Raw genomic sequence first — 14,522 nt, 5'->3', positions numbered from 1 at the left:
CGGGCTTGACCCGGCAATCCAGCGCCCATGTCCAGGCGGTGGGGGTGTTGGACTGGATGCCCGGGTCAAGCCCGGGCATGACAAAGCTTGGCATCTTTTCGCTGAGGCTTTTACGCCCCCCTTACCGTCCGGCCGTACGGGCGAAGGTCTTCAGCATCGCATCGCCGCGACGAACGGCATCGTCCATGGCAGCCTGGGCCGATTTCTTGCCGGCCAGGGCCTGTTCGATCTCCTCGGCCCAGACATCGCGGATCTGGGCAAGATTGCCGAGGCGAAGCCCGCGCGAATTTTCCGTCGGCGCCTTGTTGGTCAGCTCCAGCACGGCGACTTCGCTGTTGGGATCCTTGGCGTAGAAGCCCTGTTTCTTGGAGAGCTCATAGGCGGCCGGGGTGATCGGCAGATAGCCGGTCTCCTGGGCCCACCAGGCCTGCACATCGGGCTTGGACAGGTAGGTCAGGAACTTGGCGACGCCCTTGTAGGCCTCGTCCGACTTGCCGCCCATCACCCATAGCGAGGCTCCGCCAATGATCGAATTCTGCGGAGCTCCCTGCACATCGGGATAATAAGGCATCGGCGCCACCGAATATTTGAACTTGGCGTTGGCCTTGACGTTGCCCAGGAAAGCCGACGAAGTCAGGAACAACGGGCATTCGCCCGACGTGAAGCGCCCCTCGCCCTGGTTGGTACGGCCGGAATAGTCGAAGGTCTTGTCCTTCTGGGCCTCGATCAGATTCTCCAGATGCTTGACCACCAGCGGATTGTTGATCTTCAACTCGGTATCGAAGCCATCGAGGCCGTTGGCCTTGGTCGAGAGCGGTACGTTGTGCCAGGCCGACAGTTCCTCGATGTTGGCCCAGGTTGTCCAGCCCGTCGAAATGCCGCAAGTGGCATAGCCGGCTGCCTTCAGCTTCTTGGCCGCCTCGAAGGCCTCAGGCCAGGTCTTGGGCGCGGCCGCGAGATTGGCCTTCTTCAAGGCATCCTCGTTGACCCACATCACCATGGTCGAGGAATTGAAGGGGAAGGACAGCATCTCGCCCTTGGCATTGGAATAATAGCCGGTCACGGCGGGCAGATAGGACTTCTGGTCGAAGGGTTCGTTTGCGTCCTTCATCAACTGGTAGACGGGCTTGACAGCGCCCTTGGCGGCCATCATGGTTGCCGTACCGACTTCGAAGACCTGCAGGATATCAGGCGCATTACCAGCCCGGAACGCGGCGATGCCGGCATTCATGGTATCGGCATAGGAGCCCTTATAGGCGGGAACGATGCGGTAGTCGCTCTGGCTGGCATTGAAATCATTGGCCAGCTTGACGATGCGATCATTATTGGCACCCGTCATCGCGTGCCACCATTGTATGTCGGTGGCTGCCAGGGCCCCGGTGGATACACCGGCAAACAGAACCGTGGCCGAAGCCAGAACGCTCAATTTCATGGATGATACTCCCTCACGGTGCGCCGCTTCTTGAAAAGGACGGCGTTGTTTACGGCCGGATGGTTAGCGCTTCCGTGACGGAACAATGAAGCAATTATGACAATGGAACAAGCTGGCCGCGCACGCGCCTGTCGATAGCGTGAACGGAACACCGTTTTCCGCCTTCGCAACGATCGCCAGCTTTCTGATCCCATCGGCAAGTCGCTCGTTGCCGCCCGGCTGTTTCGAGGCTAAGCAACTGGACACCAGAGCGTCAGGCAGCTTCCTCCTGATCGAGCCACGGGCTTGGTCAGGAGGAAGCTGCAGGATTTCAAACGCTTGAAGAATTTCCCGATATTGCCCATTCGTAGGCAATATCGGGAAATTCTGCCCAGGGAGGCTCCATGCCGTCGATCGTCATCGCCCAAGGGGGCGGCCCCACCGCCGTGATCAACCAGACCCTCGCCGGCGCCGTCGTCGCCGCCCGCCGGCACGACCCGTCGCTGCGCATCCTAGGCGCCCGTCATGGCGTGCGGGGCCTGACGCGCGGCGATCTAGTCGATCTTACGGCGCTCTCCGAAACCGATCTCGAACGCCTGGCCCGCACGCCCAATTCGGGGCTCGGCTCGACACGCGACAAGCCCGATCCGGCCTATTGCCAGACCATCCTGCAGGCGCTGGAAAAGCTCGATGCCCGCGGCTTCATCTATATCGGTGGCAACGACACCGCCGGCACGCTTGACCTCCTGCGCCAGCAATCGACCGGCTCCTGCAGCTTCGTGCATGCCCCCAAGACGATCGACAACGACCTGATGGAGAACGACCATGTGCCGGGCTTCATCTCGGCGGCGGCCTTCGTCGCCAATGCCTTCGTCAGCATGGATCTCGATTTCCGGGCGATGCCGGGCATTTATGTCGCCATCGTCATGGGCCGCCATGCCGGCTTCCTCAGTGCCGCTGCGGCCGGCTGGCAGCAGGCGCCGGAGGAGGCCCCCCACCTGATCTACACGCCGGAAAAGTCCTTCTCTGTCGAGCAATTCCTCAACGACGTCGATGCCGTCTACACCCGCGTCGGCCGCTGCATCGTATCGATGTCGGAAGGCGTGCAGGACGAAACCGGGCGGCCGCTGGCCGAGGCGCTCGCCGCCGGCACGGTCGAGCGCGACGCCCATGGCAATGTGCAACTCACCGGTGGCGATCTCGGTATCGAGATCCAGAAGGCCCTCAAGCAGCGCTTTCCCAAGGCCCGCGCCCGTGTCGACACGCTGGGTTACCTGCCGCGCGGCTATCTCGGCATCATCGACGAGACCGATGCGAAAGAAGCCTTCGAGGCGGGCGCCTTTGCGGCGCAGAGTGCCTTCACGGGCTCCGGGTCGGTGGTGCTGCATTATGACGGCAAGCACACCGCGCCGCGCATCGTATCCCTCGACCAGGTTGCCGGGCGCACGCGTCACATGCCCGACAGCTTCTTTACCGGATCCAATGCCATTTCCGAGGAAGGCCGGGCCTATTTCCGCCGCCTGCTGCCGCGACGGCCGGACATCTTCACGCCCTATGTATAAGGGAGATACGCCCTTCCCCCGATGGGTCTCCACCCTTACGCCTGCGGCCAGCGCTCCAGCGCTTCCCGGCCCGCAGGCGTCAGGCCGTAAATGCCTTTCTCGACCCGTTCGAACCAGCCATAGACATTGCCTTTCAGGATTCTCGGAGCATCGGGCACCGATTTGGTAAGGTCGCGCCGACGCTGCGGCGCCATGACCAGGGCAGCGGCGCAGGCAAGCGCCTGCTGGCGATAGGCCGTCATCTGCGGCGTGCGGGTGGAGCCTCCGAGGACGGGATCGCCCTGGCGCTTGCGATGCTCCCTCAGGAGACGGGAGCGGCGCTTGGGGTCGCGGCGCGGGAACGGCGCCTCGGGCGTAACGATGATCTGCACCTCGTCACGCTCGGACACGCCCAGCAGGCCGAAGCCAAGCCGCCGGCAGAGATTGCGGAAGCGGGAGTCGCTTTCCCGCCCCTTGCCCCGGGCGGAGAGACGGGCTGCCAGCCAGACCTCGTCGCAGGCCCCGGCCCGGTCGACGCCCTGCAGCACCAGTTCCAGGTTGAAGCTCTGCTTGAGTTCGCAGATCACCACCACCGGCGGGTCGCCCTCGCGCAGGGCAAGGACATCACAGCGGCCGATCTCGCCCTTTACCGCGAAATCAAGCGATTCCAGGAAGGTCTTGATGGGCAGATAAAGTGAGGTCTCCAAGGCCGTCCCTCACTGCAGTCCAACAGGATCGACAATGCCCGACTTGCAACCCTGATCAGTCGGCGAGGCAGCGGCGATCAGATCGGTGAGCTTGGCACCATCCTTGACCTCGCCGCGTAGGCCGATGGTCATCTCCACGATGATTCGCCGGTTGCCGGCCCGCTTGCAGGCGAAACGCACCCGCTCGCCGGCACCCGCACCGAAGCCCTGGTCGAAGGCGCTACGGATCTCGCCGGTATCGATTTCCTTGCCGATATTGTCGGCGAAGAGCTTTTGCACCGGTGAGGCGTTGATCTCGCCGATCAAGGCCACCGAACGGCGGAAATAGGCGTCGGCCGATTTCTCGAAGAAGCAGGTGCCATGCTCAATCCATTCGTGGCGATCGAGGAAGGAGGCCGTGCCGGGCATGGCCTTCTCCAGGGCGGTAAGCGTCGCTGGTTCGAGCTGAGGCGCCGGCAGATCCTCCCAGCGATGCGCCTTGTCGGCCTCGACATCGCGTTGCGCCACACCGCAATAGGCATTGCCGCGCGGCTGCGGCCAGAGGCCGTGCAGGGTGAAATGGCTTGCGTCATAGCGGTCGACGGTTTGCGTGCGACACTCGGTCTTTTCGGGCAGCCCCTCGCAAAAGGCGGCCTGCCAGCTGATGGCGAAGACATAGGAAGCCCCACCCGCCGACGTTACCGGACCGGTTTTGGCTGCGCCGGGCGCGATCGCACTGCCGTCCGCCGCTTTCACCTCACCGCAGGAGACCGGCACCCAGCGTTGCGCAGGCTGCGCATCCTCCACCTCGACGCGATAGAAGGTCGGCTGGGGCTTGTTGCCGGCAAGCAGCCTGTAGCTCTGCGCGGGCACGAGCTTGACGTTGCCGGGATTGGTCTGCTTGCGGATGGACTGGAGGGCCGCGCAGGCCTCTCGCGCCGTGAAAGTTCCCGCCATCGTTTCATCGGCCTTGACCGGCGCGAAAGGAACCAGGATCGAAACGGCCAAGGCCGCAAGCCAGCTTTTGTGCATGCAATCCTCCAGAGCAGAACGCGCTTCGACGGAAACGACGTTTTGCCCGCACTTCCTGTTCGATGCGTCCTTACGATTCTGGCGATTACGCCCAACCACAAGACGCCTCAGGCTCTATCGCGAGCCACCTGTGGCCCGCCCCCTCGCCGAGGAATAAAGCATAGGGCTGAACAGAAACCTACCGGGGTATGGCATGGCGCATGGCTGCACGCGATTTAGGCATCGAATGCAGCGCCGTCAGCCACACTACCGCACTGCGGTAACCCCCTCTAAACCATGCGAAAATAGCATGACCGGCATACCGCTTTGCACGTGCGATTCTGCACAAATTTCACCACGATTCGCCTATATACACGCCAGCAAGTGAGCTACTCTTTTTTGGAACCACTCCCGTGACGACCGTCGCTTTCATCAATGCCATCACCACCCGCCTCGTCGCCTATCGCAACCGCCGTCGCCTCGCGACCGTGCGCCGCGAATTGAGCTACCGCGACCTGCTGGATCTGGGTATCTATCGCGGCCATATCGACCGCGTCGCCAGCGCCGAGAACGAGGCGATCTGACCTCGCTCCCCGGTTTGGGCTTGCATGCCTCCTATCGATAGTCCGATCGCGATCCTGGCCATCCCGGATCGCGATTTTGTTTTCAGGGACCGGGCTTCCATCTTGAACCATTTCTTTCCCGCGCCCTGGCCGCTTTCATTGCGTTGGCGTGATGAATATCATCACGAAGTTTTATAATTGACGATGCGTCTCGATATTCCCCGATTGATGACATTCGGCTAAAACGGTTTAGCGGGCGGCTCCCGCATCTCTTCCCATCGACCGCATAGCCCAGCGGAACCAGGCCCGATCGGCCTTGGCGTGCGCCAAGATGCCGATTTTTCGTGCCGCAACAAAGGGATAGCCTGCGTTTGCACCCCGCGTGCCACCGCGGGTCTAGCACTGACGTATGGACGCCAAAGCAGCCACCTTGCCCCCCTCAGGTGTTTTCAGCCCCGAGCGGACGGCCTATTCGATTCTCATGGCGATCAGCGTCTCGCATTGCCTCAACGACACCATCCAGTCGTTGATTCCCTCGATCTACCCGATGCTGCGCGACAACTATGCCCTCAGCTACACCCAGATCGGCCTGATCACGCTGGCCTTCCAGCTCACGGCGTCGCTGCTGCAGCCCTTCGTCGGCCTTTATACCGATCGCCGCCCCCTGCCCTATTCGCTCACCGTCGGCATGGGCCTCAGCCTCGTCGGCCTGGTGCTTCTGGCCTATGCCCAGAACTACACCACGGTCCTGATCGCCGCGATGCTGGTCGGCACCGGCTCATCCGTCTTCCACCCCGAATCCTCGCGGGTGGCGCGCATGGCCTCCGGTGGCAAGACGGGCCTCGCCCAGTCTGTCTTCCAGGTCGGCGGCAATCTCGGCACCTCGATCGGGCCGCTGCTGGCCGCCTTCATCGTGTTGCCCTATGGCCAGCATTCGATCGCCATCTTCTCGGTGATCGCCTTGCTCGCCATGTTCATCCTGTGGAATGTCGGCAATTGGTATGCTGCCTATCGGCGCCATACGGCGGGCACCAAGGCCAGGGCCGTGCCGGCAGTGGCCTCGCTGTCGCGCGGCCGTGTCATCGCCTCGCTGGTAGTCCTGCTGGCGCTGGTCTTCTCCAAATTCTTCTACATGGCCTCGCTGTCGAGCTATTACACGCTCTATCTCGAGGATCGTTTCGGCCTGTCGCCCGAAGCGGTGCAGATGCAGCTCTTCATCTTCCTGTTCGCTGCAGCCGCCGGCACGTTGCTCGGCGGACCGATCGGCGACCGCATCGGGCGCAAATATGTGATCTGGGTCTCGATCCTGGGCGTACTGCCCTTCAGCCTGGCCCTGCCCTATGCCAACCTGACCTGGACCCCGGTTCTGGCGGTGATCATCGGCTTCATCCTGTCCTCGGCCTTCTCCGCCATCGTGGTGTTCGCGCAGGAGTTGGTGCCGGGCAAGACCGGCATGATCGCCGGGCTGTTCTTCGGCCTCGCCTTCGGCATGGGCGGCGTCGGTGCCGCAGCCCTCGGCGTTCTGGCCGATTGGACCAGCATCGAATTCGTCTACAAGGTGTGCTCCTTCCTGCCGATGATCGGGCTGTTGACCGTCTTCCTGCCCAATATCGAGCGCCCACAGCCGCAGCCCGTGGAAGCGGCCAAGGAAGTGTTTGAATAGGAAAGGCGGCTCGTCTTTTCATCCCCGACTTTCTCGATGCCGAACGGGGCTCGTTGGAGCAAAGCGTGTTCATGTGAGAACGCGCCTTGCTCCAAGTCTTTGTTTCCAAGCCAATCCGACGGATTGGCTGGAGCGTCCTTGCGAAACTTGCCGGGTCCCGTCAGATCGCAGAACGCCTTGGGCGGCTCCCGCCCCAATTTTGAACGACGAATGGAAACGACCAAATGGCTACGGTATTTCCGCCGACTGGTTCGCAGGCGAACCTCGGCGGTCACCAGAGCTGGAGCCGGGAGGCACTCGAAACCTTCATCCTGGCCTGGCCCCTCATTCTGACCAATCTGGTCGAGCTGGCGCTGACCACCACCAATCTCATCCTCGTGGGTGAATTGGGGTCGCAGGCGATTGCCGCCGTGACCCTGGCCAACAATCTGTTCTTCTTCTTTGCCATCATTGGATTGGGCGTGGTGACGGCGGTGGCGCCAATGGTGGCCAGCGCGCTGGGTGCCGGTGACGACAGCGGCCGCGATATCCGCCGCACCGTGCAGCAGGGATTGTGGACGTCGCTGATCGTCTCGATTCCGGGCCTTGCATGCCTGATGAACAGCGAATGGATCATGCTGCATCTCGGCCAGAGCCCCGAGATCGCCAGGCAGGCCTCGCAATATCTCAACGGCCTCGCTTGGTCGCTGCCGGCCTTCGTGGGCTACATCGCCCTGCGTTCGGCGGCAGCCGCCATGGGCCAGCCGCGTGCTGCCTTGTGGAGCGCGCTTGTCGGCATCGTCATCAATGCCGTCCTGGCCTGGGGCCTCACTTTCGGCCATCTCGGCCTGCCGGCCCTCGGCGTGCCGGGCCCGGGCATTGCCACCACGATCGCGACCTGGATCTTCTTCCTGTTGCTTGCCGCCTTCCTGGCCTTCAGCCGGCCGTTCCGGCGCTTTCAACTGTTCCAGAACCTGTGGCGGCCAGACCGGGAGCGGCTCTGGCAGATCTTTCGGCTGGGTGTGCCCATCGCCATCACGCTCGCCTTCGAGGTCACTGTCTTCAATGCCGCGGCCTTCCTGATGGGGCGCATCGGCGAGACGGACCTGGCGGCGCATGGCATCGCCATCCAGATCGCCTCGATCAGCTTCATGGTGCCGCTCGGCCTCGGCCAGGCGGCGACGGTGCGGGTCGGCCTCGCCTATGGCGCCGGCGACAAGCATGCCATCAGCCGGTCCGGTTGGACGGCCTATGTCCTCGGTGTCGGTTTCATGTGCGCGGCGGCGGCCTTCATGCTGATCGCACCGCATCTGCTGATCGGCCGGTTCATCGATCTTGCCGATCCCGTCAACGCCGATGTGGTGTCCCGGGCCAGCCTGTTCCTGATCTTCGCCGGCCTGTTCCAGATCACCGACGGTGCCCAGGTGGTGGCCGCCGGCATGCTGCGCGGCCTGCACGACACCCTGATCCCGATGCTGCTTGCCGCTATCGGCTATTGGGTGGCGGGGCTGCCGCTCGGCATCCTGCTGGGCTTCCATTTCGGCTGGGGTGGCGCCGGCATCTGGGCCGGCCTGGTAAGCGGGCTGACCGCGGTCGCCGTGCTGATGACCATGCGCTGGCTGCGGCGGGATCGCCTCAAGCCGGCGACCTGAGCCACCGCCAGCTCGGTAGGGGGCCAAAACTTCTCTTTGTGGGAATTGGCTGCCTATTGCTGGGACTGGAAGTAGTTCAACCTTTGCCGATAGGCCGCTTCGATGCAGCTGGCTGTGGCGCCGCAGCGATCGCGATTGGTGCGCCAGGCCGTCTGGTTCGCCGACAGGGCAACCTGATCGGCCTTCTGCAGGCTCCTGAAACGAGCCTTGAAGACATTGTCGAGGGCAAGGTCGAGCCGCGCCAGCGTATCGCTCTGGCAAATGGCACGCTCGCTGGGATTGAGACGTCGGCCGCAGGGGAAACTCGGCGACACGGAGGGCGTGCCTGCCGCCTTGTCGACCAGGCTCTTCAGAAAGGCGAGCCGCTGCCGATAGCTCACGCCGATACAGGCCGCGTCCCCGCCGCACTCATCGCGCTGGGCGCGCCAGGCTGTCTGGTTGGCCTTCAGCTTGGCCTGCAAATCCTTCGGCAGGGCCGAATTGATCATGCCATAGGCCGATGACAGTGTCTGATCGAGGGTGGCAAGACTGCCATCCTGGCAGATGGCGTCTTCAGTGGGATTCAGGCGGCCGTTGCAAGGAAAGCTTGGCGCCACCGATGCGGGAATGGTTCGATCGGGGGCCGCAAAGTCGAGGGCCGCATTCTGTTGCGGCGCGGAGCCGGTTTGGGCGTCACCACCCGTCGTCGCGGCCGGGGCGATGTCGGCTGAGCCTTGCGTCGACTGATCGACCGGTGCCAGGGCAGTGCCGCCAATCGCCTTGACCGGCTGCACGGATTCCATCTTTCCGGCCATGGCGAAGGAACCGATGATAGCCTCGTTCACCCAGGGGGTCTGGCTGCCCTGGGTCGACTGGTCGACATCGGCCCTGACCTGGCCGAACATCTGGCGGATGTCGAGGCCGGGCGTCTCCATATGAGCGAGCAGGGCCGTGGTGAAGGGCGAGTTGCGCCCGCTGCCATCCTGAGCCACCGAGCCTGGCGCCGTCGAAAAGGCGATCAGCGTGCCCTTGGCCGAGGAGGCGTCGAGATCGATGCGCGCCAGCCCGCGTGTACCAGCCCCCCGCGTCAGCTGGCGCGTCAGGGGATTGTCCCGGCACGAATCCAGGATCACGATCTTCACCTTCGGCGCCGCGCTGTCGACCAGTTCCAGAAGCTTGTCCAAGGACAGGGTCTGGGTATCCAGATCGAGCTCGTCCGAGATCTTGGCCGAGACCGGGACGAGGTAATTGCGACCCTTCACCTGCACGCCATGGCCCGAATAGAAAACCACCACGCTGTCGGCATGATCGGCATCGCGCAGGAACGCCCTGAGCCCGTCATTCATCGCAGCCAGGTCGCCGTCCTTGACCAAGGTCACCGCATAGCCGATCCGCCCCAGCGCCGCCGCCATGTCGTTGGCGTCATTGGCCGGGTTCACCAGCGGCGTCACCGAGCGATAGGCACTGTTGCCGATCACCAAAGCCGCCTTCTGGGCCGCACCGGCCGGCAGCGTGCCTGCCAGAACGAGTGCAGCAAGAAAGAACAGGCGTATCAGGGCCATGATGAGGTCTCTGGGGCTCAGGATCGACAGGCGCGACATTATCTCCGCCAGCGGGCGCAAATCAAACGTGACAGCGCCATCCGAACGTCTCAAAGATGGAAGCCGACAGGTTTTTCTATAGGGAAGCACCAAACTGCTCCCCTTTTCGACAGTCAGGTGCGTTGTGATCGAATATGTCCGCCGAATCCTCGATGCCCGCGTCTATGACGTTGCCCAGAGAACACCGCTGGACCCCATGGTGCGGCTCAGCCAGCGCCTGAACGCCGAAGTCCTGCTCAAGCGCGAGGATCTGCAGCCGATCTTCTCCTTCAAGATCCGCGGCGCCTATAACCGCATCGCCCGGCTCTCGCCCGAAGCCAAGGCGGCCGGCGTCATCTGCGCCTCGGCCGGCAACCACGCCCAGGGCGTCGCCCTCTCGGCAACCAAGCTCGGCATCGCCTCTACCATCGTCATGCCGATCACCACGCCGCGCATCAAGGTCGACGCCGTACGCTATTGGGGCGGCAAGGTCGTGCTCAAGGGCGACGTCTTCGACGAGGCCTATGCCCATGCCCGCGAACTCGAGCGCGAACAGGGCCTCACTTTCGTCCATCCCTATGACGATGGCGACGTCATCGCCGGCCAGGGCACCGTGGCCGTCGAGATCCTGCACCAGCATCCCGCCCCGATCGAGGCGGTCTTCGTGCCGATCGGGGGCGGCGGGCTGGCGGCCGGCATCGCTTCCTATGTCAAGTTCCTTCGTCCGGAAACGAAGGTTATCGGCGTCGAGCCGGTCGACGCCGCCTCGATGCAGGCGGCTATCGCGGCCGGCGAACGGGTGGTGCTGGACCGGGTCGGTCTGTTCGCCGACGGTGTCGCCGTGCGCCAGGCAGGCGAAGAGACCTTCCGGCTCTGCCGCGAGCTGCTGGACGATGTCCTGGTCGCCGACACCGATGCCATGTGCGCCGCGATCAAGGACATCTTCGAGGATATGCGGGTGCTGTCCGAACCGGCCGGCGCCCTATCGCTGGCAGGCCTGAAGGCCTATGCGCAGGCCAATCCGGAGAGGTCCGGCGCGCTCATCGCCGTCAACAGCGGCGCCAACCTCAATTTTGACCGCCTGCGCCATGTCGCCGAACGGGCGGAGGTGGGCGAGGCCCGCGAGATCCTGCTCGCGGTGACCATCCCCGAGGAGACCGGCAGCTATCGCCGCTTCATCGAGGTGCTGGGCAGCCGCATCGTCACCGAATTCAACTATCGCTACGCCGGCGGCAGCCAGGCCCATGTCTTCGTCGGCCTGAAACTGGCGGATGCCAAGCGTCAAAAGAGCGAGATCATCGGCCAGCTCGAGCGGCTCGGCTATGGTGTCGTCGACATTAGCGCCGACGAAACCGCCAAGCTGCATGTGCGCTATATGGTCGGCGGACGCGCACCGGGCCTGACAGATGAATTGGTGCTGCGCTTCGAATTCCCCGAGCGGCCGGGCGCTCTGCTCCGGTTTCTCGACGGTGTCGGCTTCGACTGGAACATCACCCTGTTCCACTACCGCAACCATGGTGCGGATTACGGCCGGGTGTTGGTTGGAATCCAGGTTCCAGAGGCTGATCGACCGCGCCTTTTCGAGCGTCTGGGAGAGCTCGGTTACCCCTATGAAGACGAGAGCGCCAACGACGCCTACCGCCTCTTCCTGCACGGCTGAAAACGGCACTCGGAGACTGTCGACAACCTTAAGAAAAAATAAAGCAATAACAGGAAGTTAAGACGTTCACAGCCGGCCATCGAGGGGTATGCTTTTCTCCCATATCAGGGTTGCAGAAAGGCATGCCATTCCGTGCATTTTGACACTGCTTCAACACCGAAAAGTCGTAAAGGTCTTACAAGTAGAGACGGTGCGTTAACCGCGCCGATTTACGATGAAAGTGGTGTTGGAGTTGGTACGATGCGTTTGGCGGGATTGTTTGCAGCCAAGGATGGATTTGAAGAAGGCGACATAGCCGGTGTGACGATCGACGTCGTCACCGGGCTGCTTGCCGGTCTCGCCCTCATCATCGGTGTCTGGCTGCTCGGCAGCGCGTTGAACGCCGATGCCGCTCATGTCGCTTCGGCGCTGGCGCGCTGAGGACGACAACGCCGAACCACCGCTTTTTGGCATCGCACGATGGTGACGGCCCCTCCAGGACCATCACCAATCGAACGGCGTGCTGAACGAAATAAAGCAATCCAGACTTGTCTCACAACAGATCTGGACGCTTCACGGTGCACGTGTCGATTTGAGCGGCCGCCTGTCTCGGCAGCGAAGACTATTTGCTCATCGAATTCTTGATCATGCCGACGATGACCTGCAGGATCGCGCCGCCGGCACCGCCGCCGATGACATTGGTGACGATCGAGCCGATGTCAAAATTCCCCGACTGCATGGAGGCGGCGACAGACGGCCAGACAGCGGTGATGATTTGACCCAGCACACCGCCGCCGACCAGACCAGCGATGATGTTGCCGATATTGCCCATGTCGAATTGCGGCAGAGCCTTGCCGGAACCGGCGCCGCCAAGCGCGCCCGCTACCAGGTTGATAAGAATCTGTTCCATTGTCGACTTCCGCTTTCAGTGGCGGTTGGTTGCTGAAAAGATGACCGCCTGCGACAATTTGTACAGATTCTGGTTTCGTTTCAATTAATCCGTGAATCGAACTGCGCTTCGGAGAGCCTTACACAAAGTAAAATCTGTGTATTTCGTGTTTGCAACGTCACCCGGTCTCAGTGGAAGGCTCGCTGCATTGATCCGCGGGGTTCTATCCACCCTGAAGTGGCTTGAAGTCACGCCGCCAAATCGCGCCGGTGATATAGCGCAGAACAGGATTGCCCTCTTTGGCATCGGGCGTAGCCAACAGCGATATCAGGGCCACGCAGGCTTCCTTTCCCTGGTGGATCGTCACCGAGGGTTCCATGCTGGTCCGTTGAGCGCCCGTCTGGCCGTCCCTGTCGGCGGCATTCTTCCACTTGTCGGCGAAGGCCCTTGCCCCCTCCCTGGCGATACCGCAATCGCCATAGGGCAGTGCGATCACCACACCATTGCTGGCCGGCTCCTTTGTCTCGACATCGGCGATGATCCCCCCGAGGGACACGGGCGTGGGGGCCTTTTTTGCCCGCTCTGCCATCTTGTCCGCCAGTACTTTCTTGTCCGCGGTGGGTGACGTTGCCATCAGGTCCATCACATCGTCCCCTTGCATCCAAATCGCGGGGGTGAGAACGATTGCCTGCAGGATCGAGCCCTGGGCAGCCACCTTCTCGATACCGTCAAGGGCCGACTCGATCGGCGCCAGGCCGGCGAGGCTGGTCTTGGCCGAAACAGCACCCGCCTCGGCCGCCGCCCCGGGGTCGGGAGACTGCGCTACGCCATCGGCGAAGGGCACCAGCATCGAGGCCCGGCCCAGCGGGCCGAGGAAGGGATTGGTGGCGCTGCGTTTGGTGAAATCGAGCTTCATCGGCTCGCCATTGCGCCATACCCCATTGGTCAGGCTGAAGCCGCGCTTTCCGAGCCCTTCCACGAAAGGCGCGGATACACCAGGCTCCGTGAAGCGCCAGAGGACGACTGCTCGTGGCGGAGTGCCATAATCGGTGAGGCTGGCAATCTCGTTGCGTTTAAGGCCGGTGTCATCTTGCCAGGACCCGTCCGTGCTCATGAGCAGGGCCTTCAGCGTATCGGTGCCGCCGAAGCCCACCCGTCGCCCCATCGCGGAGACATCCCCCGCATAGAGCGCGCGCAATTCCGACAAGCCGACAAAGCTGGCGGCAATGCCGTTGCGATCCATTGCAACCTTGGCAGGAACACGAGACAGCGCGCGCCGCAGCTCCGAATCGGCCGAGGCCGCTCCCGCGACACCGCATAGCAAGGTCGCCGCCGTTATGGCGCCCGCGAGCTTTCTCAATCCGTTCGGCATGAAAATCTCTCCTGTCCATCGCAACGGCGGCAATGGCACGCCGGGCGGGCTAAGTCTGTCGCCAGGGGAACTGCATCAGGACTTCTTCGTCGCCCAGCGTGCGGCGGCAGCATCGTCTTCATTCTTGGCGGCGACCCAGCCGGTACCGGAGGCTCGTTCTTCCTTCTTCCAGAAGGGCGCCCGCGTCTTGAGATAGTCCATCAGGAAGGAAGCGGCCTCGAAGGCGGCCTGGCGGTGCATCGAGGCCGTCACCACCAGGACGATGTTGTCGCCAGGCACCAGCCGGCCATGACGATGGATGATGGTGACGCCCTGCAACGGCCAGCGTTCGCGGGCCTCTGTCTCGATGCGCTCGAGCTCGGCCTGGGCCATCTCGGGATAATGGTCCAACGTCATGGCGCTGATGCGATCGTCTTCCGGTCCGGCCCGGCAGATTCCGATGAAATTGACCACGGCGCCGATATCCGTGCGTCCCCGCGTGAGCGCGGCGACCTCGGCCGCGACGTCGAAATCCTCACGCTGCAGACGAACGCTCACTCTTCCCGCTCCCGACGGCC

At 63.0% G+C, this 14,522-nt stretch carries 13 protein-coding genes; 6 read left to right on the top strand and 7 right to left on the bottom strand.

Annotation, left to right across the window (positions count from 1 at the left end):
• Window positions 1-121: 121 nt before the first annotated feature.
• Window positions 122-1,432, bottom strand: coding sequence for a sn-glycerol-3-phosphate ABC transporter substrate-binding protein UgpB (ugpB, locus tag ACN6KF_RS03720; RefSeq protein WP_434955537.1), 1,311 nt, complete (start codon window positions 1,430-1,432; stop codon window positions 122-124).
• A gap of 383 nt (window positions 1,433-1,815) precedes the next feature.
• Here ugpB and ACN6KF_RS03715 point away from each other — a divergent pair, with 383 nt between their 5' ends.
• Entirely contained in the window at window positions 1,816-2,973 is a 1,158-nt protein-coding gene (locus ACN6KF_RS03715) for a diphosphate--fructose-6-phosphate 1-phosphotransferase (RefSeq protein ID WP_434955536.1), read from the top strand.
• A gap of 35 nt (window positions 2,974-3,008) precedes the next feature.
• Here the strand turns inward: ACN6KF_RS03715 and ACN6KF_RS03710 are convergent, their stop codons facing one another.
• Both ACN6KF_RS03710 and ACN6KF_RS03705 read right to left on the bottom strand, forming a co-directional pair.
• On the bottom strand, window positions 3,009-3,659 hold the full coding sequence (locus ACN6KF_RS03710; protein WP_434955535.1) for a DUF2161 domain-containing phosphodiesterase: 651 nt from the start codon (window positions 3,657-3,659) through the stop codon (window positions 3,009-3,011).
• A 9-nt stretch (window positions 3,660-3,668) separates the two neighbouring features.
• The gene (locus ACN6KF_RS03705) at window positions 3,669-4,670 is read right to left on the bottom strand and encodes a ribonuclease T2 family protein (protein WP_434955534.1); all 1,002 of its coding nucleotides are present in this window, start codon (window positions 4,668-4,670) and stop codon (window positions 3,669-3,671) included.
• Between the two features lie 392 nt (window positions 4,671-5,062).
• Between ACN6KF_RS03705 and ACN6KF_RS03700 the strand changes: the two genes are divergently transcribed.
• From ACN6KF_RS03700 to ACN6KF_RS03690, 3 genes are all read left to right on the top strand, one after another.
• Window positions 5,063-5,233, top strand: coding sequence for a hypothetical protein (locus ACN6KF_RS03700; protein WP_434955533.1), 171 nt, complete (start codon window positions 5,063-5,065; stop codon window positions 5,231-5,233).
• A 388-nt stretch (window positions 5,234-5,621) separates the two neighbouring features.
• Entirely contained in the window at window positions 5,622-6,875 is a 1,254-nt protein-coding gene (locus ACN6KF_RS03695; RefSeq protein ID WP_434955532.1) for an MFS transporter, read from the top strand.
• Window positions 6,876-7,099: 224 nt separating this feature from the next.
• Window positions 7,100-8,506, top strand: coding sequence for an MATE family efflux transporter (locus tag ACN6KF_RS03690; protein WP_434955531.1), 1,407 nt, complete (start codon window positions 7,100-7,102; stop codon window positions 8,504-8,506).
• A gap of 53 nt (window positions 8,507-8,559) precedes the next feature.
• Here the strand turns inward: ACN6KF_RS03690 and ACN6KF_RS03685 are convergent, their stop codons facing one another.
• Complete coding sequence (locus tag ACN6KF_RS03685; RefSeq protein WP_434955530.1) at window positions 8,560-10,086, bottom strand: caspase family protein; 1,527 nt, start codon at window positions 10,084-10,086, stop codon at window positions 8,560-8,562.
• 124 nt (window positions 10,087-10,210) lie between these two features.
• Here ACN6KF_RS03685 and ilvA point away from each other — a divergent pair, with 124 nt between their 5' ends.
• Window positions 10,211-11,725: a threonine ammonia-lyase, biosynthetic gene (gene ilvA / locus ACN6KF_RS03680; protein ID WP_434955529.1), complete on the top strand. Its 1,515-nt coding sequence runs from the start codon at window positions 10,211-10,213 to the stop codon at window positions 11,723-11,725.
• A 240-nt stretch (window positions 11,726-11,965) separates the two neighbouring features.
• Window positions 11,966-12,145: a hypothetical protein gene (locus ACN6KF_RS03675; protein WP_209431936.1), complete on the top strand. Its 180-nt coding sequence runs from the start codon at window positions 11,966-11,968 to the stop codon at window positions 12,143-12,145.
• 181 nt (window positions 12,146-12,326) lie between these two features.
• Here ACN6KF_RS03675 and ACN6KF_RS03670 read toward each other — a convergent pair whose 3' ends face one another.
• The 3 genes from ACN6KF_RS03670 to ACN6KF_RS03660 all read right to left on the bottom strand — a co-directional run bounded on the left by ACN6KF_RS03670 (window position 12,327) and on the right by ACN6KF_RS03660 (window position 14,502).
• Window positions 12,327-12,614: a hypothetical protein gene (locus ACN6KF_RS03670; RefSeq protein WP_068284544.1), complete on the bottom strand. Its 288-nt coding sequence runs from the start codon at window positions 12,612-12,614 to the stop codon at window positions 12,327-12,329.
• Window positions 12,615-12,816: 202 nt separating this feature from the next.
• Window positions 12,817-13,965 carry a hypothetical protein gene (locus ACN6KF_RS03665; RefSeq protein WP_434955528.1) on the bottom strand — a complete coding sequence of 383 codons (1,149 nt, stop codon included), beginning with the start codon at window positions 13,963-13,965 and terminating at the stop codon, window positions 12,817-12,819.
• A 75-nt stretch (window positions 13,966-14,040) separates the two neighbouring features.
• The gene (locus tag ACN6KF_RS03660; RefSeq protein ID WP_434955527.1) at window positions 14,041-14,502 is read right to left on the bottom strand and encodes a molybdenum cofactor biosynthesis protein MoaE; all 462 of its coding nucleotides are present in this window, start codon (window positions 14,500-14,502) and stop codon (window positions 14,041-14,043) included.
• Between the last annotated feature and the right edge of the window lie 20 nt (window positions 14,503-14,522).

This window comes from Labrys methylaminiphilus subsp. lupini (genome assembly GCF_051161885.1).
GTDB lineage: Bacteria > Pseudomonadota > Alphaproteobacteria > Rhizobiales > Labraceae > Labrys.
The sequence above is the reverse complement of the archived record's forward strand: the minus strand, read 5'-3'. Positions and strand labels throughout refer to the sequence as shown.